Raw genomic sequence first — 18794 nt, 5'->3', positions numbered from 1 at the left:
ACCCGTACAACGTTATAGAGGCACCCTGGACACTCAGTCAATTGCTGATCGTCAATGCTCGCGGTTTTGTTCTCGATCGTCGTACCTCGGCCACGGCGACCGCCCCGGCTCCGAGCCGGGGCGGTCGGTCGCGGGGCGCCCCCGTGGCGCGCCCCGCGCGTCCTCAGTGGTTGTTGTTGAGCCAGATGCAGGAGTTGTCGCTGCCCGTCCACCGCCAGCAGAGGTGGTCGCGGGTCTGTGGCCCGTACTCGCCGTCGGCGGAGATTCTGAGGTCGGCCTGGACGCTGCGCAACGCGCTCTGGGTGTAGCCGCCGAAGTCGTTGTCGACTCCGTTGGGGCCGAGGTACCTCCCGTAGATCCCCGTCAACGTCCGCTGGAGTTCACCGACGCCGGAGCTGGGGTCGCCGCGGATCAGCAGGCAGTTGAAGTTGATGGTGCTGCTGACGTACGCCGGGATCCAGGCCGTCGCCCCGCGGGCGCCGGACCAGGTGGAGGTGTAGACGCCCGCGCCGTTGCAGTGCGGCAGGGCGGCCTGGGCGGGCGAGGAGATCGCCACCGCGCCGCCCACGGTGGTGACGGCGAGCATGGCGGTGAGGCCGAGGCGAGAAAGACGTCGGAGCATGGGAACCCCCAGGTCGAGGTGTGGGTCGCACGCGCAACGCTGCGGTGCGCGGCTTGCCTCACCATCGTTTCGTCCGCCGCGGTGCCCGGACAGGAGCCGGACCGGAGATTGACCGGCACTTCGGGGCCCCTCAGCGCAGCGAGGCGAGCTTGGCCTCGATCGCGCCGGTGTCGGCCTCCCGCAGCGACACGAGGATGTCCAGCGCCTGCTGCCAGGCCACCCGGGCCGAATCGGCGTCGCCCGCGGCCAGGTGAGCGTCGCCGAGGTTCACCAACGCGTCCGCCTCCAACCGTCGATGACCGATCTCGCGGCGCAGACGGACGGCGTGCTGGTGGCAGGTGACCGCCTCGGTGAAGGCGTCGAGCTGCAGGTGGGCGTGCCCGAGACTGGCCCACGTGATCGCCTGGCCGAGGACGTTGTCGACCGACGTGAAGAGGGTCAGTGCCTGCTCGCAGCTCTCGATCGCGGCGTGGTGGTCACCGAGCTGGCCGTGGGACCAGCCGACCGCGTTGAGCGCGAAAGCCTGGCCGGTGACGTGTCCGGCCTGCCGGTGCAGGCGTAGCGCCTCCAGGGCGTGGGCGAGGGCCTGCTCGGGCTGTTCGGTCCGGTCGCAGATCCACCCGAGGTTGAGTTCGACCCGGGCCTGCCCGGCGAGGTCGCCCAGCCGCCGGTACCTGTCGTACGCCAGCTCCAGGTGGCGCTGCGCGTCGGCGTACTGCGCAAGCGCGATGTCGGCGAAGCCGAGCACCCCGTGGGCGTACGCCTCGGCCCGGTCATCGGCCAGACGGACGGCCGCCGACAGCGCCGTCCGCAGGCTGCTGGTCCAGTCCTGGAAGTAGCCGCGCTGGTTGAGGTAGGTGGTGATCGCCCAGGCGAGGTGACACGTGTGGCGGTCGAACCCGTGGCTGGCCGCCAGCCGCAGGGCCGAGAGCAGCACCGGGTGCTCGTCGGTGAACCACCACAGGGCCGCGTCGCGATCGGCCAGCGCCACCGGCGCGACCCCGGGCCCCGGCGGGTCGATCGGCAGCCGGTCCCGTTGCGGATAGACCAGCTCGTCGGCGGCGTACGCGACCAGGAGGTAGTGGTCGAGCAGGCGGGACCGGGCGGCGTGACGGCTCGCGTCGCTGTCCTCCGCCGCCGTCAGCTCAGCGGCGTACGCGCGCAGCAGATCGTGGTACGTGTACCGCCCGGGACGGTGTTCGGTGAGCAGGTGGGCCCGAGTCAGCTCGGCCAGGTGGCGGTGGGCCTGCGCGAGTGTGATCCCCGCGAGGCTGGCCGCCGCCGCGACGGCGAAGTCCGGGCCCGGATGGACGCTCAGCAGACGGAACAGCCGGGCGGTGGGCCCCTCGAGGGTCCGGTACGACCACGACATGACCAGCCGCAGGTCGGTGACCGGTTCGCCGCCGTCGAAGGCATCCAGGCGCCCGGCCACCGGGCGCAGACTCGCCGCCAGGTCCATCAGGCGGAACCCACTGTGGATGGCCGCCCGGGCGGCGACGACGGACAGCGCCAGGGGCAGCCCGGCGGAGGCGCTGACGATGGCGTCGACGGCCTCGGGCTCGGCGGTGACGCGTTCCGCGCCGAGGCGTCGGGTCAGCAGTTCGCGGGAGTCGGCCCCGGACATGACGTCCAGGGTGATCGGATAAGCGCCGTTCACGCTGACCAGACCCAGGAACTGGTCCCGACTGGTGACGAGGACGAAGCAGCCCGGCGCGCCCGGCAGCAGCGGGCGTACCTGGTCCGCGTCGCCGGCGTTGTCGAGGACGACAAGCACCCGCCGGCCGCCCAGCAGACTGCGATATCGAGCGACCTGCTCATCCAGTGCGGTCGGCGGACGGGCGCCCGGTCCCGCGAGAGCGTTGACGAATCCGGCGAGCGCCGTGCTCGGGCTGACCGGGACGCCGCCCGGGTCGAAGCCGCGCAGGTTGACGTAGAGCTGGCCGTCGGGAAAGTGCGCGGCGATGCGATGAGCCCAGTGCACCGCGAGCGAGGTCTTGCCCACCCCGGCGGTGCCGGAGACGATCGCGAGACCCATCGCGGTCGGCTGATCCGCCGCTCGGGCCAGGATCCCGTCGAGGCGGGCCAGCGGGTCGGCGCGGCCGACGAAGCCGAAGCCGTCCGCGGGCAGCTGCGCCGGAACACCGTTCGAGCCGACAGGTGTCGGCGCCCCGGCGAGGAACCGGTCCCGCTTCGTCCCCTGCAGGCCGAAGGCGTCGGCCAGCAACAGCAGCGTCGCGGGCCGCGGCCGCGCGATCCGCCCTGCCTCCAGATCCCGCAGATGCCGAACCGACAGCCCTGTCTTCGCGGCCAGATCCTCCTGCGTCAGCGCGCTGTGACGCCGAAGCTCCTGTACGGCCTCCCCGAACACGGGGATCACGGTATAGGCGGCGGTCACTGCGGACAATCGGGCACACGACGCAAGAGACCCGTCAGTGGTGACAGCGGAGGAACTACTGCGGTCCGGCCTACGGCGTAACCGCGGGGCTGGCCGGGGGGGACGGGCCATGGTCGGGGCGGACCCGCCACTGTGGCGCAGCCGCGTGTCCACGGCGAGCAGCGTGAGGGCGGCCAGCGTCAGCAATCCACCGATGAGTGCCAGCGGGCGTGCCCCCGAGACGGGCAGGAGGCGCCGCCGAGCAGCGATCCGCCGGCGATGCCGGCCGTCAGATGGTGATGACGACCTTTGCCCGCGCGTGCTCGCCTTCGAGATACCGGATGGCCGCGGGCACCTCGTGGAGGGGATACGTACGGTCGATGACCGGGGTGAGACGGCCGGCCTCGACGTGGCCGCGGAGCGTGTCGAGGTGTTGCCGGCCCGGTGTCGTCGTGAGCGTGACGATGCGGTGTCGGACCAGCGGGGCCAGCAGCCGTCCGCGCGCGATCAGCCAGACCGGTCCGAGGAGGCTGCCGCCGTCGTACACGCCGCCACCGGAGAGCACCAGCGTCCCGGTCGGTGTCAGCGCCCGCCGCAGCTCGCTGAGTGAGCGGTTGCCGACCAGGTCGAACACGACGTCGTGGCGGTGTGTGCCGCGGGTGAAGTCGTCGCGGTGATAGTCGACGACGTGGTCGGCGCCGAGCGAGCGGACCAGGTCGACGTTGCGGGTGCTGCACACCCCGGTCACGGTGGCGCCGAGCGCCTTGGCCAGCTGCACGGCGAGAGTGCCGACGCCGCCCGAGGCGCCGTTGATGAGGACGCGGTGGCCGGGCTCGACGCCGCCGGCGTCGCGCAGCCCCATGAGCGCCGTGATGCCAGCCAGCGGCAGGGCTGCCGCCTGCTGCGGGGTCAGGTTCGCCGGCATCGCCGCGACAAACGTCTCGGGCACGCACACGTACTCGGCGAACGCCCCGTTGGCCTCGCCGAGGTCGCCGAACACCGCGTCGCCCGGCCGTACCTGCCGGACGTCGGCGCCGACGGCCTCGACCCGGCCCGCGAAGTCGCGGCCACGGATGCGCGCCCGGGGCCGCGTCCGGCCCATCGCCAACCGCGCCATCCGGGGATCACCCCGCATGGCATGCCAGTCGTACGCGTTGAGCGAGGCCGCCTCGACCCGTACGAGCACGTCGCCCGGGGCGGGCGTCGGCGTGGCGACCTCGGCGAGCGCGAGGGTTTCCGGTGGGCCGTATCGGTCCTGAACGATCGCCTTCATGATCCCTCCCTGGGGTGTACGGCGTACACTGACGGTAGGTGTACGCCGTACACCTGTCAAGGCGGTTATGGTTCAACAACCGCCGGACAGGACGAGGACGAGATGGCTGAGCAGGCTGAGACGCTGCGCCGGACACCGCTGAGCAGGGATCGCGTCCTGCGTGCCGCCGTGGCGCTCGCCGACGAGGCCGGCATCGAATCGCTCAGCATGCGCAACCTCGCCCAGGATCTGGGCGTCGTGCCGATGGCGCTCTACAAGCACGTGGCCAACAAGGACGAACTCCTCGACGGCATGATCGACGTGATCGTCAGCCAGATCGACCCGCCCGCGTCCGACGCCCACTGGAAGGACGCCATCCGCCGGCGCATCCTCTCGGCGCGGGAGGTGCTGCGCCGGCACCCCTGGGCGCCGCTCGCGATCGAGTCCCGGAGCATGGCGACGCCTGCCGTCCTCGCCTATCTCGACTCGGTGGTCGCGACCTTCAAGGCCGGCGGGTTCTCCGCCAACCTCGCCCACCACGTGATGCACACGATGGGCAGCCGGGTGCTGGGCTTCAGCCAGGAACTGTTCGACGCCTCCCGCCAGGCCGGTCGCTCCGGAGCCACCAGCCCCGAGCCGCCCGCCGCCCTACCGCCGGAGTTCGCCGCCCAGTTCCCGCACCTGGCGGAGATCGCCGGGGCGGCGTCCCACGACGACCAGTCGGTCGTGGGGCAGGGCTGCGATGACCAGTTCGAGTTCGAGTTCGCTTTGGACCTGCTGCTCGACGGCATCGAACGGCTGCACCAGCAGGGCTGGACATCGCCGCGGCGGGCCCGGTAGGGCGAGGGACCGCACCGTCGGCTCGGCGGGGTGGCGCGCGGCCCTGATTCTTCACTCCGATGTCACCACGCGACCCCCCGGGTGACGTGTTCGTGTCCGTCGGCCGGAGTTGGCTGTCAGCCGTCGCACTTGCCTTGACCAGGAGCTGATCCGCGTGCCTTCCTCCCGTCGTACCTTCCTCGCTGGCGGCGCCGCCGCCGGTGTGGGCCTTGCCGTCGCCGGTGGCCTGCCGTCCCTGGCGCAGGCCAGCCCCGGTCGGCCGCACTCGCAGGTCAAGGGTGGTCCCGTGCCCTTCCCGCCGCTCGTGGACGACCCCAGGGGGATCCTGGCCCTGCCCGCGGGCTTCAGCTACACCGTGGTCACCCGGACCGGCGTCACCCGACTCGACCGCGGCCAGGGCACGACCCCGTCGGACCACGACGGCATGGCCGTCTACGACGCCGGCCACGGGCGCTACACCCTGATCCAGAACCACGAGATCGACCCGGGCGCCGAGTTCGGCGTGCCGCACGTCAAGGGAACGGTCTACGACGCGGGTGCCGTCGACGCCGGTGGCTGCACCGTCATCACGACGGACCGTGCGGGCCGCAACCTGGGCGAGTTCGTCGCCCTCTCCGGCACCGTCTCCAACTGCGCCGGCGGGCCAACCCCGTGGGGGACCTGGCTGACCTGCGAGGAGACCGAGGACCGGGCCGGCGATGAGTGGGAGGAGGGCGGCCGCACCGGCGTCTTCGCCAAGGACCACGGGTACGTCTTCGAGGTCTGGGCCGACGGCAGCGCGGACCCGCGGCCGATCAAGTGCCTGGGCCGCTACTCCCACGAGGCCCTGGCGGTCGACAAGGACCGGACCCACGTCTACCTCTCCGAGGACGCGGACGAGCCCAACGGTCTCTTCTACCGCTGGGCGGCCCCGGCCGGGGTCAAGCTGGGCCCCGGCGTGCTGACCCGCCTCGCGCCGAACGCCGGCGTCCTCGCCGCGATGCAGATCATCATGGACGACGGCTCCGTGCTGCCGGACGTCGCCTACCTGACCTCCGCTCAGCTGGGCCGCCCCTTCCCGGTGCGGTGGATCGAGGTGCCGGACCGCGACGCGCGCACCACGTCCGTACGCGAGCAGTTCGCCGACGGCCAGGTCACCCGGGGACGCAAGTTCGAGGGCGTGTGGGCCACCGACGAGGGCGTGTACGTGGTCAACTCGTACGCCTGGGACGAGGGTGACCTGCCGGCGGACGCGGCGCCGCACGACGGCATGGTCTGGTTCTACAACTACCGGACCCAGACCATCCAGCTGGTGACCTACTTCCCGCACCAGACCGCCTCCGAGGAGGGCACGCCGGTCAAGTACACCGACCTCACCTTCGACGGCCCGGACAACGTGACAGTCACCCCGTGGGGAAGCCTGGTGCTCGCCGAGGACGGCGCTGGCGCCTCCCACGTGCTCAGCACGGTTCCGGGCGGGCCGACGTACGCGATCGCCCGCAACCAGCTCAACGATTCGGAATTCTGCGGGCCGACCTTCACCGCCGACGGCAAGGTGCTCTTCGTCAACATGCAGGACCCCGGCCTCACCCTGGCCATCACCGGCCCGTGGGAGAAGTATCTGGGCTGACCTGCGAGGCCTGCACGGTTTCCTGCTCACGGGCGCTTGACCGGCGGCGGGGGCGGAGGTCGTCGACAATGGCAAGGGTGCACCCCGCCTTCGTCCTGCACCACCACCGCAAACCCCGACCGCACTTCGACCTGCGGCTCGAGGAGGACGGTGTGCTGCGCTCGTGGGCGGTTCCCCGTGGTCTGCCGGACAGTCCCGGCGACAACCGGCTCGCGATCGCGGTGCCCGATCACCACCTTGATCACCTCACCTACGAGGATGCCGACAAGTCGATCGCCGACATCGGCACGTGGGAGGAGCACGACCGCACCGACCGCCGGATGCTGTTCACGCTGCACGGGCGTACCGGCCGCCGGCGGTACGCGCTCATCCGCACCGGCGAGGGGTGGCTGCTCCACCTGACGAAGGAGCAGCCACCCGGCTGAGGCTCGCGCGGGTCGCGTGGCCGGGCCCCTCAGCGTGCTCGCCCACGTCGAGCGCCTCGGGTCAGGCGTCGCTACCGAGAGTGACGGTGGCTCCGGTGGCGATGACCTCTCCGATTTCGATTGAGTGACGTAGCTGTTAACCCACCAATCACCGGGGTCTAAGTTCTGCCCGCTCGAGGGGTCAAGAACGAGCAGGTCGGTGAGCGGACGAACGCGCTGCCTCACCGATCCGGTCGGAATAGTCCCAGGTCAGCGGATCGTCAAGCCGCAACAGCGCCGACGAGGTTCGCGGGCGGCCTCGGGTGCGGGCCGGTGCGCGGTGATCCGTGGAGCCGGCGCCATGGGCCCTGACTAATGTCATGAGTACCGATGCGCCCTGCATCGAAGTCAGTGACTAAGCGCACTGGGACCCACCGCCTCCCGTCGACGAAACTCGATTCAACGCCGGAACAACAGCCGGCCGAGTTCGAGAGGAGGCGGGACGGTGGACGAACGCTACGACAGCTACTGCGCGGCGGATCGGCTGTTCTACGACTCGCTCGGCAGCGCCGTCGCGCAGCCCGTCTTCCCGGCCGCCGAGCGCCCCATCCCGACCGGCTGGCGCCGCGAGCCGCTCGACGACTGGCTGATCTACGCGCCGGACGGCGGCTCGCTGCCGCAGCAGGGCTGGAAGATCCACGTGTCGGCGGGCCTGGCGAACGCCGAGCGGGTGCTGGACGCCGTCTGGAACTACTGCGTCCCCCGCGGCCTGTCCTTCAAGTTCCTCCGCGGGCCCCGCACGCTGCTGCTGCGCAACTCCAAGTACGCCGCGCGGGCCGCCAGCGGCAAGTTCATCACGGTCTACCCACACGACGACGCGGAGCTGGAGCTGGTCTGCAAGGAGCTCGACGAGCTGCTCACCGGCGAGACCGGACCGTACATCCTCAGCGATCTCCGCTACGGCGACGGCCCGGTCCACGTGCGCTACGGCGGCTTCGCCGCCCGCTACTGCCACTCGCCCGACGGTCAGGTGGTGCCGGCGATCGAGGACGACAACGGCACGCTGGTGCCGGATCGCCGTGAGCCGGTCTTCCATGTACCGGACTGGGTCACCCTGCCCGACTTCCTCGGCCCGCACCTGGCCGCCCGCAACGACACCAGCACCAACCAGGTGCCGTACCGGATCGAGAAGGTGATCCACTTCTCCAACGGCGGTGGGCTGTACGTGGGCCGGGATCTGCGTACCGACACCCAGGTGGTGCTGAAGGAGGCCCGACCGCACGCCGGCCTGGACGCGGACGGCACCGACGCCGTCGCCCGGCTGGCCCGCGAGGCCGAGGCCCTGCGGCAACTGGCCGACCTGCCGCAGGTGCCGCGGGTGCACGACGAGTTCGCCCTCGGCGAGCACCGGTTCCTCGCGCTCGAGTTCATCGAGGGTCGGCCGCTGAACAAGGTGCTGGTCGACCGGTACCCGCTGATCGACGCCGACGCGACCGACGACGACCGGGCGGAGTACGCCCGCTGGGCCCGGCACATCCACGAGCAGGTCGAGTCCCTCATCGCGGCGATCCACGAGCGCGGCCTGGTCTACGGTGACCTGCACCTGTTCAACATCATGATCCGGCCGGACGACCGGGTCGCCCTGGTCGACTTCGAGGTGGCCGCCCCGATCGCCGGGCACCGCCGGCCCGGACTGCGCAACCAGGGCTTCGCGGCGCCGCGGGACCGAACCGGCCCAGCCGTCGACCGGTACGCCCTGGCGTGCCTGCGGTTGGCGCTGTTCCTCCCACTGACCCAGCTGGTGCGGCTCGCGCCGGCGAAGGCGGCTCACCTGGCCGACATCATCGCCGCGAACTTCCCGGTGCCGAGGTCCTTCCTCGACCCGGCCGTCGAGGAGATCACCGGTGGCCCCCAGGTCGCCGCCGACCCGCACGGGGCTCTCGGCGCGGATGAGTGGCCCACCACGAGGGACCGACTGACCACGGCGACCCTGGCGAGCGCCACTCCCGAGCGTGACGACCGGCGCTTCCCCGGCGACATCGAGCAGTTCCGCAGCGGCGGCCTCAACCTCGCCCACGGGGCGGCCGGAGTGCTGTACGCGCTCGACAGGAGCGGCGCCGGGCGGTGGCCCGAGCACGAGGACTGGCTGGTGCGGCGGGCGACAGCGCCACCGTCCGGCACCCGCTGCGGCTTCTACGACGGCCTGCACGGCGTGGCGTACGCCCTCGATCACCTCGGACGCCGCCAGGACGCGCTGGACGTGCTCGACATCTGCCTGCGCGAGCCCCTGGACGGGCTCGACCACAGCCTGGCGAGCGGGTTGTCCGGGATCGCGCTCAACCTGGCCGAGCTGGCCGGGCGCACCGGGGAGGCGTCGTTGCGCGACGCCGCCTGGCGGGCCGCCGAGCGGGTGATCGGGCAACTGGCCGACGACCCCGGCCCGGACGTCAGCGGCGGACGCAATCCGTACGCCGGGCTGCTGCGCGGCCGGACCGGACCGGCGCTGATGTTGCTGCGGCTCTACGAGCTCAGCGGTGACGACGAACTGCTGGGACACGCCGCCACGGCACTGCGCCAGGATCTGCGCCGGTGTGTGCTGCGGCCGGACGGCGCCCTGGAGGTCAACGAGGGCTGGCGGACGATGCCGTACCTGGCGCACGGCAGCGTCGGTATCGGGCTGGTCCTCGATGCGTACCTGCGCCACCGGGCCGACGACCGGTTCGCCGAGGCCAGCGCGGGGATCCGCCGCGCGGCGCGGTCACCGTTCTACGCACAGTCCGGGCTCTTCGCCGGCCGTGCCGGCATCATCGCCTACCTCGCCGCCTCGGCCCACGATGCCGACCGCAGGGAACTCGCCGCACAGGTGGACCGGCTGGCCTGGCACGCGCTGCCGTACCGGGACGGGACCGCGTTCCCCGGCGAGCAGTTGCTGCGGCTCTCCATGGACTTCGGCACCGGCACCGCCGGCGTGCTCTACGCGCTGGCCTGTGCGCGACACGACGAGCCGCCGGTGCTGCCCTTCCTCGCGCCCCTGTCGGGCGCGCAGAGACTCCCCCGCGACAGCGGGGGCGACCGGATCGACGAACGGATGGAAGGGAGGTGAACGACATGGCGCTTCTGGACCTCCAGGGCCTGGAGATGGCTCCGGCCGACCGCACGGGTGGCGGTAGCCGGGCGAGCCTGCTGCTCTGCGGCGACAGCTCGCTCTCCGTCACGACCTGCAACTGATCCATCGCAGAACGCGGTCGCCCTGGGCGGGCAGACGTGCCCACCCAGGGCGACCGCGTAGCACTGGGAGGACCGATGCCGACGTTCGAGGCGGGGGACCGGCTGCTGAGGCGGACGGTTCTGGCCGGCGGCGGCTGGACCGGTGGACTCGCGGCGGTCGCGTTGCTCGGCGCGGCCGCTGAACTGTTGCTGCCCGCGGCCCTCGGCCGTGCCGTCGACGCCGCCCTCGCCGGCGGCTCCGGCTGGTGGGCGGTGTCCGCCGGTGCCCTGGTCGTCGTCCTCGTCTGCGTCGACACCCTCACCGACCTGGCCAGCGGATTCGGTGCGGCACGCGCCACCGCCGGGCTGCGCCAGCGCCTGCTGCGTCACCTGTTCGCCGTGGATGTCCGCACCACCCGCCGCTATCCGGTGGGTGATCTCGTCGGCCGGTTGGTCGGCCAGGCCGCCGACGCGGGACAGGCCGGCAACGCAGTCGTCCTGGCCATCGTGGCGGTGCTTCCACCACTCGGCAGCGTCGTCGCGCTCGCCATCATGGAACCGGTCCTGGGGATCACCCTGCTCGCCGGCCTCGGCCTGCTCGCCGTCCTCATGCGCGCCTTCGTGGCCGACGCCTCGGCCGCGACCGCCGGATACCAGCGGGTGCTCGGGGCCATCGCCGGCCGACTGCTGGAGTCGCTGACCGGTGCCCGGACCATCGCCGCCGCCGCCACCGTCCACCGTGAGGAGGACCGGGTGCTGGCGGCCCTGCCGGAGCTGGGCCTGCACGGCCGGCGCGCGTGGGAACTGCTGGCCCGGGCGAGTGCGCGTACCTCCGCCGTGGCGCCGCTGCTGCAGCTGAGCGTCATCGCGGTCGGCGGGTACGCCCTGACCGCGGGCTGGCTCACGCCAGGCCAACTGGTCGCCGCCGTCCGGTACGCGGCCATGGGCGCCGGACTCGGTGGGGTGCTCGCCACCCTGAACCACCTGGTCCGCAGCCGCGCCGGGGCACACCGGGTCGCCGAGCTGCTGGAACAGCCCGCCGCGCCGGCGGGCGAGCGACAGCTTCCACCCGGCGGCGGGGCCCTGCGACTGCGCGGGGTACGCGTGCACGCCGACGACGGCCGGCCCATCCTGGACGGCATCGACCTGGACGTACCGGCGGGTGCGATCGTGGCCGTCGTCGGAGCGTCCGGTGCCGGCAAGTCGACCCTGGCCGCCGTGGCGGGACGGCTGCACGACCCCGACGGCGGTGAGGTGCTACTGGACGGTGTGCCGCTGCGCGACCTCGACGGGGCGGCGCTGCGCCGAGCCGTCGGCTATGCGTTCGACCAGCCGGTGCTGATCGGCGCGACCGTCCACGACGCGATCGGCCTGGCGCTGCCGGTCGAGTCCGCGACGCCGCCGGCCGACGGGAGCCCGGCCACGCCGGCGGTCCTTCGGGGGGCCCGCAGGGCGGCGGTCGCCGACGTGATCGACCGTCTGCCCGACGGCTATCGCACCCCACTGGCGGACACACCGCTCTCCGGAGGCGAGACCCAACGCCTCGGCCTGGCCCGGGCGTTCGCCGCCGAGCGGCTGCTCATCCTGGACGACGCGATGTCCAGTCTGGACACCGCGACCGAGCACCGGATCACCGAGGCGGTTCTCGGACGCGGCGGCGAGCGCACCCGACTGGTGGTCACCCACCGGACCGCTGCCGCCGCCGCGGCCGACCTCGTCGCCTGGCTGGACGGCGGTCGGCTGCGCGGCCTCGCGCCGCACCGGCGACTCTGGGCCGACCCGGACTACCGCGCTCTCTTCCAGCCGGCCGGCGGTGGGCCGTGAGCCGTCCCAGCGTACGACGGGTGACCTGGCGGGCGCTGCGGGCCCGCCGGCGTGACCTCGCCCGGCTCTGCGGCTGGTCGCTCGTCGAGTCGCTGCCCGCGCTGCTCGCCGGCCTGCTGGTCGCCCGGGCCGTCGACGACGGTTTCCTGGCCGGGCGGCTCCTCAACGGCCTGGCGTGGCTGGGGGTACTCGCCGTGACCGTGCTGGTCGGCGCGGCGGCGACCGGTCGGACGTACCGCAGCCTCGGCGCGGTGGTCGAGCCGTTCCGTGACGAGGTGGCCGCTCAGGTGGTCCGGGGTGCCCTGCGCGACGCCACCCGGGCGGGTGGCCGCCCGGACAGCGCGGCCGTGACCCGGCTGACCCACCAGATGGAGATCGTCCGCGACACCTTCGCGGGCCTGCTGATGGTGACCCGCGGTTTCCTCTTCTCCGCCGGCGCGGCCCTGCTCGGCCTGCTCGCCCTGGCGCCGGTGGTGGCGGCGCTGGCCGCCGCGCCACTGGTCGCCGGTCTGGCCGTGTTCCTCGCCGCGTTGCCGGCGATGGCCGGGCACCAGCGCGCGTACGTCCGGGCTGGTGAACAGCTCGGCCAGGCGGCGTCGGCCGCGCTGGCCGGTCACCGCGACGTGCTGGCCTGCGGCGCGCAGGCACGCGTCACGGCCGACGTGGAACGGCAGGTGTCGGCACAGGCCGCCGCCGAACGCGCCCTCGCCCGGATGGCGGTGATCCGCAGCCTCAGCCTCGGCATCGGCGGCTGGTTGCCGCTGGTCGTGCTGCTCTCGGCCGCTCCGTGGCTGGTCGAACGCGGATTGACGGCGGGCGCGGTGCTGGGGGCGCTGATCTACGTCTCCACCGGCCTGCAACCGGCCCTGCACACGCTGGTGCAGGGCATCGGCGGCGGCGGGCTGCGGTACGCGGTCACCCTGGAGAACATCCTGCGGGCCGCTGCGGTGTCCGGCGGACCCCACCTGCCCGCCCCCACCACCCGGGCGCCCCGCGCGCGCCCGCCGGCCCGTCCGGTCGACCGCTCACCGGCCGTCGAGGTCCGCGGACTGACCTTCGGCTACGGCCCGCGCGCCCGGCCCGTTCTCCGGAACTTCGCACTGACGCTGGCCGACGGGGATCACCTCGCCGTGGTCGGCCCGAGCGGCGTGGGAAAGTCCACACTGGCCGCCCTGCTCGCCGGTCTGGTGCCGCCGCAGGCGGGCACGGTCCGCCTGGCCGGCGCGGCGGTGGCCGACGCCGAGCCGGCCCACCTGGCCCGGATGAGAGTGCTGGTGCCTCAGGAGGCGTACGTCTTCACCGGCAGCCTCGCCGACAACCTCCGCTACCTGCGGCCGGACGCCGACGACGACCTGCTGGAGGTCACCCTCGCCGCGCTCGGTGCGCGCCCCCTGGCGACGCGCCTGGGCGGTCTGGACGCGCCGGTCGTGCCGGCTCTGCTCTCCGCCGGTGAACGGCAGCTCATCGCGGCGGTCCGGGCCTGGCTGGCGCCCGCCCCGCTGGTGGTCCTCGACGAGGCGACCTGTCACCTGGACCCGGCGCTGGAGGCGACCGTCGAGAGTGCCTTCGCCCGGCGGCACGGCAGTCTCGTGGTGATCGCGCACCGGATCAGTTCCGCGCTGCGGGCCGATCGGGTGCTGGTCCTCGACGGCGACGAGCCCGTGGTGGGAACGCACGAGCAGTTGATGGCCCGATCGGCCACGTACCGGGCCCTCGTCGGTTGCTGGGATGATCCGGTGGCGCTGTCCCGGACGGGGGCCCGGCTGAGCTGACCTCCGCGCCCCGAGCCGACGGCGCCGTCAGATCCAACCTGCCTCGCCTGCCATCCGCACGGCCTCCACCCGGGTGCGCGCACCCGCCTTGCGGGTGATTCGACCGAGGTGGTTGCGGACGGTGCCCCGGCTGAGCCCGAGCGTCGCCGCCACCTCGGCGACCGGTGCCCCGGCCGCTGTCAGCGTCAACACCTCCGTCTCGCGGCTGGTCAGCGGGCTGTCCGAGCGCAGCGCCGCGACGACGAGATCCGCGTCGAGCACCGGCTCCCGGCGAGCGAGCCGGCGGATCCCGTCGATGACCCGTTGGGGGCCGGCGTCACTGCGCAGGATGCCGACCGTCCGGGTCGGGCAGAGCATGCCGCGCAGTCGCCGTGCCCGATGTGGGTGGGCCAGCACCAGGACGGGGCACCGACCGAAGCGGCTCGGGTCGACTCCCTCGACGACGTCGAGGTCGGCCACCACCACGTCGGGGCGTTGGGCGCGGACGGCCGCGGAGACCGCGTCGCCGCGATCCACCTCCGCCACGACGCGGATGTCGTCCTCGGCGGCGAGGACGAACGACAGCGCGCCCAGCACCAGGGCACCGTCCAAAGCGAGCAGGGTACGGATCACGATGAACCTTTCCGCACTCCGAAGGCGATTACACTACGTCGATATTCAAACACGCATCCGTTGGGCCCGCACGGCGACGGGGGCGGGGCCGGACACGTCCACCGGCCCCGCCCCCGACGGCTACAACCAGCCGTTACTCCGCGCGCGCCACACCGCTTCCAACCGGTTGCGCGCACCGGTCTTGCGCAAGATCACCGAGAGGTGATTGCGCACCGTCCCGTGCGCCAGATAGAGGCGGGCCGCGATCTCCTTCAGGGGCAGACCCTCGGCGGCCATCCGCAGCACGTCCATCTCCCGAGGCGTCAACGGGATCTCCGGAGGGCTCAGCACCGCCACCGCGGCGGCCGGATCGATCGCCCGCTCCCCGGCGGCGAGCGCGCGGATCGCCCGCACCAGCTCCACCAGGGAGCTGTCCTTCCCGAGCAGGCCGCGTGCGCCGGCCGCCAGCGCGGCCTCCACCAGGGCGGGGCTCCACCGAGGGCTCATCGCCAGCACGGCGGCGTGCGGCGCCTCGGCGCTGATCCGGGTGACCATCTCCACCGGGTCGGGCGACTCCGGTGTCAGCGCCAGCACCACCACCTGGGGTCTGCACCGGCGTACCACCGTCAACAACTCGCCGACACCCTCGACGTCGGCGACCACCTTCATGTCCTCCTCACCTGACAGCGCGGCGCAGAGCGCACCGCGCAGTAAACCCATGTCCTCGGCGACGACAACGTGGATCACCACGTTTCTCCGATCTCAGGTACGCGTCACACCGGCCACCGATCCCGGAACGTCCACGGGCTGGTCAGGGCGGTCGTGCGCGACGGACGGATAGGCATGGGCCCGCGGCACCGTCACGGCAGACGGGCACGGGCACTGATCGACCAGGCCAGCGGATGGGACCGAGCGTGTCGGCCGGCATCCGGGTCGGTCGACCCGCCTCAGCCCGGGCGGGCGATCGCAGACGGAGCGTGGCTCTCGACGAGGAGTGGCACGAGTTCGCAGGGCACCCCGGAGGCGAGGGGCGACTGCCGGTCGACGGGCCGGATCAGACCCGGCCCCGCCGTCGATCCATTGTCGACGCCGGCGGCCTCCTGGTCGACCGGCGCGACGGGTCGGCCGGGAAGTTCGGCGGCCACCGCCAACGGGGCCGGGCGTGCGGCGAGGTGCCCCTTCGAGGCCGTGGGACGCGTGGGGACGGCGACGGACATCGGCGGCGGCGCGGCGGGAGGCGGCGCTGCCGTGGCACATACGACCACCGGCGCGGCGCGGACGGGCGACACCGCCGAATCCGCCGGTGGTGTCGGCGCGGCCGCCACGGGAGGCGAGTCGGTCATCGGCACGGTGGCCGGCCCGGGCGCTGGGGGAGCGGTCAGCGGAGGTGTCGCCGGAGGGATCACCGCCCTGAGATCGGGCGGTAGAACGGCGTCGGTGACACGGAGAAGCGCCACGATGACAGACTGGATCGGCACTGTCCGTACGATGGCGACGACATGCGGCAGTGGGGCGGTGATCAGGCCCACCGCGAGAGAACCGGCCGGTACGGGCAGCGCGTGTGCCTCGGCCGCGGCGGGGACCGGCCGCGGTGCCGGATCAGCGGCCGGCCGGGACGGGTGCCCATGGCGAGTTGGACGATGAGCCGCGGGCGTTGGGGACGCGGGCCGGAGCCTCGCGCGCTCGGCAGCGCCGGGCGGGACGGCTGCGCCGACTCGAGGCAGCGGCACAAAACCGGGCGACGCGTCCCTGGGCCGGCGAGGCGGCGTCGAGGGTGTCACGTCGCGGGGGGTGACGACGCTACCGATGGCCCCGGCCAGCGGGGCGCGGGGCCGATCAGGACGGGGTTCGTCGGCCCGCACGACGCGCGGGCGTTCACCCGCGGAGCGCTCCGCGACCGTGAGCCGTGCGATCGGCTCGACCAGAGCGCGGATCTGCCGATGAGGCTCGTTGCCGGGGTCGCTGCGTATCCCGTCGGCGGCGGCCGGCCCCTGGAACAGGGCGGCCAGGAGGAAACCGGCCCCGACGGCAGCCGCGATCAGCACCAACCGCCGGGCGAGCCTGCGCAGTCGGCCGGCCACGGGCGCAGCCGACCGGCTCGACGCAGACATCGTCGTGGTTCCGTTGACGGGACTTCGCACGCGGGCACTACCCCCTTCCCTCTGGATTGCTGACCCATAGTAGCGATGTACTCACCTATTCGCATCCGGTGATGCGCGTGGGTCGTCGGCCACGTCATCTCCGCCACGAGGCCGCGCCCTGCTGGCGGCGGACACGGACCCATCGCTGATGCGAAACACTCATTGCGAAAACTGTCTCCAGGGGCGTATAAACGAAAGGAGTCTTTCGATTAGGAGTGTCACTCCATGGAACCGACCGGGTCGGAACGTCGCGTGCGGGTACGCGACGCCACCACGCTGCGCGCGCTCGCCCACCCGCTGCGCCTGCGGTTGCTGCGCTACCTGCTGGCCGCCGGCCCGCGAACCGCCGCCCAGTGCGCCGAGGCTCTCGACGACACGGGCTCGAACTGCAGCTACCACCTGCACCAGCTGGCCCGGCACGGCCTCATCGAACGGGCCCCCGCCGAGGGGACCAACCGACGTGACCGGCCCTGGCGTGCCGCCGCCACCGGGCTCGAATACCTCCCCGACTCCGACGACGCCGACGGACAGCAGGTCAACGACGCGCTGACCGCGCTCGAGTTCGACGAGGTGTTCCGGTCGCTGCAGCGCTACCAGAACCGGCAGCACAAGCTGACAGACGAGTGGCGGGGGAGCGCGACCTTCCACAACTACACGCTGTCGCTCACCCCGGAGGAGTTGCGACACCTCACGCTGACCCTGGACGCCGTCATCCGGCCGTACCTGCGCCCCCTGCGCAACGCGCCCCCGAGCGACGCCCGACCGGTCAGCCTCAGCCTGCAGGCCTACCCCACACCGGAATTCGTCTGACATGGTGACGCTGTTGCGTCACCGCGGATTCGTCGTGATCTGGGCCGCGGGGCTCTGCTCGAGCGTGGCGAGCTGGTTGCTGCTCACCGGGCTGCCGATCTACGTGTTCGGTGTGACCGGGTCGGCGTTCACCACCTCCGCCGTCTTCCTCGTCGAGCTGCTGTGCGGCATCACGCTGGGGTCGTTCGCCGGTGCCCTGGCCGACCGCTACGACAGGTTCCGGCTCATGGGCTGCGCCGCCGTGGCGCAGGCGGCAGCGGTGCTTCCCCTGCTCGCCGAACCCGGCCACCATCTGTGGATCATTTGCCTGATCGCTGGCGCCCAGGCCGTGCTGACCCAGACGTTCGACTCCGCCCGCAACGCGGCGCTGCCCAGCCTCGTCGAGCCCGCGCACCTGGTGAGCGCGAACAGCATGGTGGCACTCAACATCAGTGTGGGACGGCTCATCGGAGGCTCGCTCGGTGGGTTCGCGATCACCCGCGCCGGCACCGGTTACCTCGCCATCGGTGCCGTCGTGGCCTTCACGACCACGGCAACCCTGATCGTCGCCGGCCGCCGGGCCGCGCGTCGCGGCGTCGCGGCGTCGAACCCACCGGAGCGTACGTCGTCGTTCTTCGCCACCTGGAGGTCCGGCCTCGCGGCGATGCTGCGCAACCACACCGTGCGGGTGACGATGCTGAGCGTGGCGCTGGGTGGCATCGCGCAGGGCCTGTTCGTGGTGCTCTTCGTGGTCTTCGTCAGCCGCGCGCTGCATGCCGACGGCACGCTCACCGGCGTGCTCCGTGGCGTACAGGCGATCGGCGGGGTGGCCAGCGGGCTCATCGTCGGCATGCTGGGGACGCGGCTCAGCTCCCGGCTGCTGATGAGCCTCGGCGCCACCACGTTCGGCCTGATCAGCCTGGTCATCTGGAACGGACCGGCGGTCACCCGTCAACCCGGGTGGTACGTCCTGCTGTTCATCCTGGTCGGCGTGCCGGGCGTCGCCTACGGCAGCGGGGCCTTCGCGCAGATTCAGCAGAGCGTGCCGGACACCGATCTCGGCCGGGCCTTCGGCGCCTACTACACGATCTACAACGCGGCACAGGGCCTGGGCATGGTGGCGGCCGGTCTGCTGGGCGACGCGCTCAGCGTCGTGCTCGTCCTCAACGTGCAGGCCGCGTTGTACCTGGCCTCCGGTGTGGTCGCCTTCGTGGGCCTGCGCCCTGGTGGCCGCGTCGCTCGGTGGTCGGGCAGAAAGATCCTGGTCAGCAGGGACGAGCGCCGGGAGACCGTCGAGTCTGCTCCGTAGCCGCGGCGATCCGGGACGGCTCGCTCACCCTGGCCCAGGCCACCGCACCGACTGACCAGC

At 72.6% G+C, this 18794-nt stretch carries 15 protein-coding genes; 9 read left to right on the top strand and 6 right to left on the bottom strand.

Translation table 11 applies throughout. From position 1 onward, the window contains the following. Window positions 1–163: 163 nt before the first annotated feature. From ABZU53_RS16185 to ABZU53_RS16175, 3 genes are all read right to left on the bottom strand, one after another. Window positions 164–622: a peptidoglycan-binding domain-containing protein gene (locus ABZU53_RS16185; RefSeq protein ID WP_355066552.1), complete on the bottom strand. Its 459-nt coding sequence runs from the start codon at window positions 620–622 to the stop codon at window positions 164–166. A 130-nt stretch (window positions 623–752) separates the two neighbouring features. Next, on the bottom strand, window positions 753–2990 hold the full coding sequence (locus ABZU53_RS16180) for a tetratricopeptide repeat protein (protein ID WP_355066551.1): 2238 nt from the start codon (window positions 2988–2990) through the stop codon (window positions 753–755). 295 nt (window positions 2991–3285) lie between these two features. After that, on the bottom strand, window positions 3286–4269 hold the full coding sequence (locus ABZU53_RS16175) for an NAD(P)-dependent alcohol dehydrogenase (RefSeq protein ID WP_355066550.1): 984 nt from the start codon (window positions 4267–4269) through the stop codon (window positions 3286–3288). A gap of 102 nt (window positions 4270–4371) precedes the next feature. Here ABZU53_RS16175 and ABZU53_RS16170 point away from each other — a divergent pair, with 102 nt between their 5' ends. The 7 genes from ABZU53_RS16170 (at window position 4372) to ABZU53_RS16140 (ending at window position 13904) form a co-directional block, all read left to right on the top strand. Beyond that, complete coding sequence (locus ABZU53_RS16170) at window positions 4372–5088, top strand: TetR/AcrR family transcriptional regulator C-terminal domain-containing protein (protein WP_355066549.1); 717 nt, start codon at window positions 4372–4374, stop codon at window positions 5086–5088. A gap of 154 nt (window positions 5089–5242) precedes the next feature. Beyond that, on the top strand, window positions 5243–6697 hold the full coding sequence (locus ABZU53_RS16165) for an alkaline phosphatase PhoX (protein WP_355066548.1): 1455 nt from the start codon (window positions 5243–5245) through the stop codon (window positions 6695–6697). A 68-nt stretch (window positions 6698–6765) separates the two neighbouring features. Then, on the top strand, window positions 6766–7122 hold the full coding sequence (locus tag ABZU53_RS16160) for a DNA polymerase ligase N-terminal domain-containing protein (protein WP_354855513.1): 357 nt from the start codon (window positions 6766–6768) through the stop codon (window positions 7120–7122). A gap of 484 nt (window positions 7123–7606) precedes the next feature. Beyond that, a complete protein-coding gene (gene lanKC / locus ABZU53_RS16155) occupies window positions 7607–10204 on the top strand; it encodes a class III lanthionine synthetase LanKC (protein WP_355066547.1) in 2598 nt (865 codons plus the stop codon). A gap of 5 nt (window positions 10205–10209) precedes the next feature. Then, window positions 10210–10329: a SapB/AmfS family lanthipeptide gene (locus tag ABZU53_RS16150; RefSeq protein ID WP_013734295.1), complete on the top strand. Its 120-nt coding sequence runs from the start codon at window positions 10210–10212 to the stop codon at window positions 10327–10329. A 75-nt stretch (window positions 10330–10404) separates the two neighbouring features. Next, complete coding sequence (locus tag ABZU53_RS16145; protein ID WP_355066546.1) at window positions 10405–12132, top strand: ABC transporter ATP-binding protein; 1728 nt, start codon at window positions 10405–10407, stop codon at window positions 12130–12132. Beyond that, on the top strand, window positions 12129–13904 hold the full coding sequence (locus ABZU53_RS16140; RefSeq protein WP_355066545.1) for an ABC transporter ATP-binding protein: 1776 nt from the start codon (window positions 12129–12131) through the stop codon (window positions 13902–13904). The genes ABZU53_RS16145 and ABZU53_RS16140 overlap by 4 nt, the downstream gene beginning before the upstream one ends. A 27-nt stretch (window positions 13905–13931) precedes the next feature. On the opposite strand, the gene ABZU53_RS16135 is transcribed toward ABZU53_RS16140, so the two are convergent. The 3 genes from ABZU53_RS16135 to ABZU53_RS16125 form a co-directional block, all read right to left on the bottom strand. Beyond that, window positions 13932–14516, bottom strand: coding sequence for a response regulator transcription factor (locus ABZU53_RS16135; protein WP_354855509.1), 585 nt, complete (start codon window positions 14514–14516; stop codon window positions 13932–13934). Window positions 14517–14636: 120 nt separating this feature from the next. Next, entirely contained in the window at window positions 14637–15242 is a 606-nt protein-coding gene (locus tag ABZU53_RS16130) for a response regulator transcription factor (protein WP_354855508.1), read from the bottom strand. 200 nt (window positions 15243–15442) lie between these two features. Next, on the bottom strand, window positions 15443–15952 hold the full coding sequence (locus ABZU53_RS16125) for a hypothetical protein (RefSeq protein ID WP_355066544.1): 510 nt from the start codon (window positions 15950–15952) through the stop codon (window positions 15443–15445). A 909-nt stretch (window positions 15953–16861) separates the two neighbouring features. On the opposite strand from ABZU53_RS16125, the gene ABZU53_RS16120 reads away from it, so the two are divergent. Beyond that, on the top strand, window positions 16862–17446 hold the full coding sequence (locus ABZU53_RS16120; RefSeq protein ID WP_354855506.1) for a winged helix-turn-helix domain-containing protein: 585 nt from the start codon (window positions 16862–16864) through the stop codon (window positions 17444–17446). A 34-nt stretch (window positions 17447–17480) separates the two neighbouring features. After that, a complete protein-coding gene (locus ABZU53_RS16115) occupies window positions 17481–18734 on the top strand; it encodes an MFS transporter (protein ID WP_355066543.1) in 1254 nt (417 codons plus the stop codon). Window positions 18735–18794 lie beyond the last annotated feature (60 nt).

This window comes from Micromonospora sp. NPDC005194, assembly GCF_040608335.1.
Taxonomy (GTDB): domain Bacteria; phylum Actinomycetota; class Actinomycetes; order Mycobacteriales; family Micromonosporaceae; genus Micromonospora.
This window is presented reverse-complemented; position numbering and strand designations above follow the sequence as displayed.

Coding starts and splice junctions, on each gene's coding strand:
- ABZU53_RS16185 (WP_355066552.1), bottom strand. CDS start 622: ATGCTCCGACGTCTTTCTCGCCTCGGCCTCACCGCCATGCTCGCCGTC.
- ABZU53_RS16160 (WP_354855513.1), top strand. CDS start 6,766: ATGGCAAGGGTGCACCCCGCCTTCGTCCTGCACCACCACCGCAAACCC.
- ABZU53_RS16175 (WP_355066550.1), bottom strand. CDS start 4,269: ATGAAGGCGATCGTTCAGGACCGATACGGCCCACCGGAAACCCTCGCG.
- ABZU53_RS16170 (WP_355066549.1), top strand. CDS start 4,372: ATGGCTGAGCAGGCTGAGACGCTGCGCCGGACACCGCTGAGCAGGGAT.
- ABZU53_RS16150 (WP_013734295.1), top strand. CDS start 10,210: ATGGCGCTTCTGGACCTCCAGGGCCTGGAGATGGCTCCGGCCGACCGC.
- ABZU53_RS16145 (WP_355066546.1), top strand. CDS start 10,405: ATGCCGACGTTCGAGGCGGGGGACCGGCTGCTGAGGCGGACGGTTCTG.
- ABZU53_RS16120 (WP_354855506.1), top strand. CDS start 16,862: ATGGAACCGACCGGGTCGGAACGTCGCGTGCGGGTACGCGACGCCACC.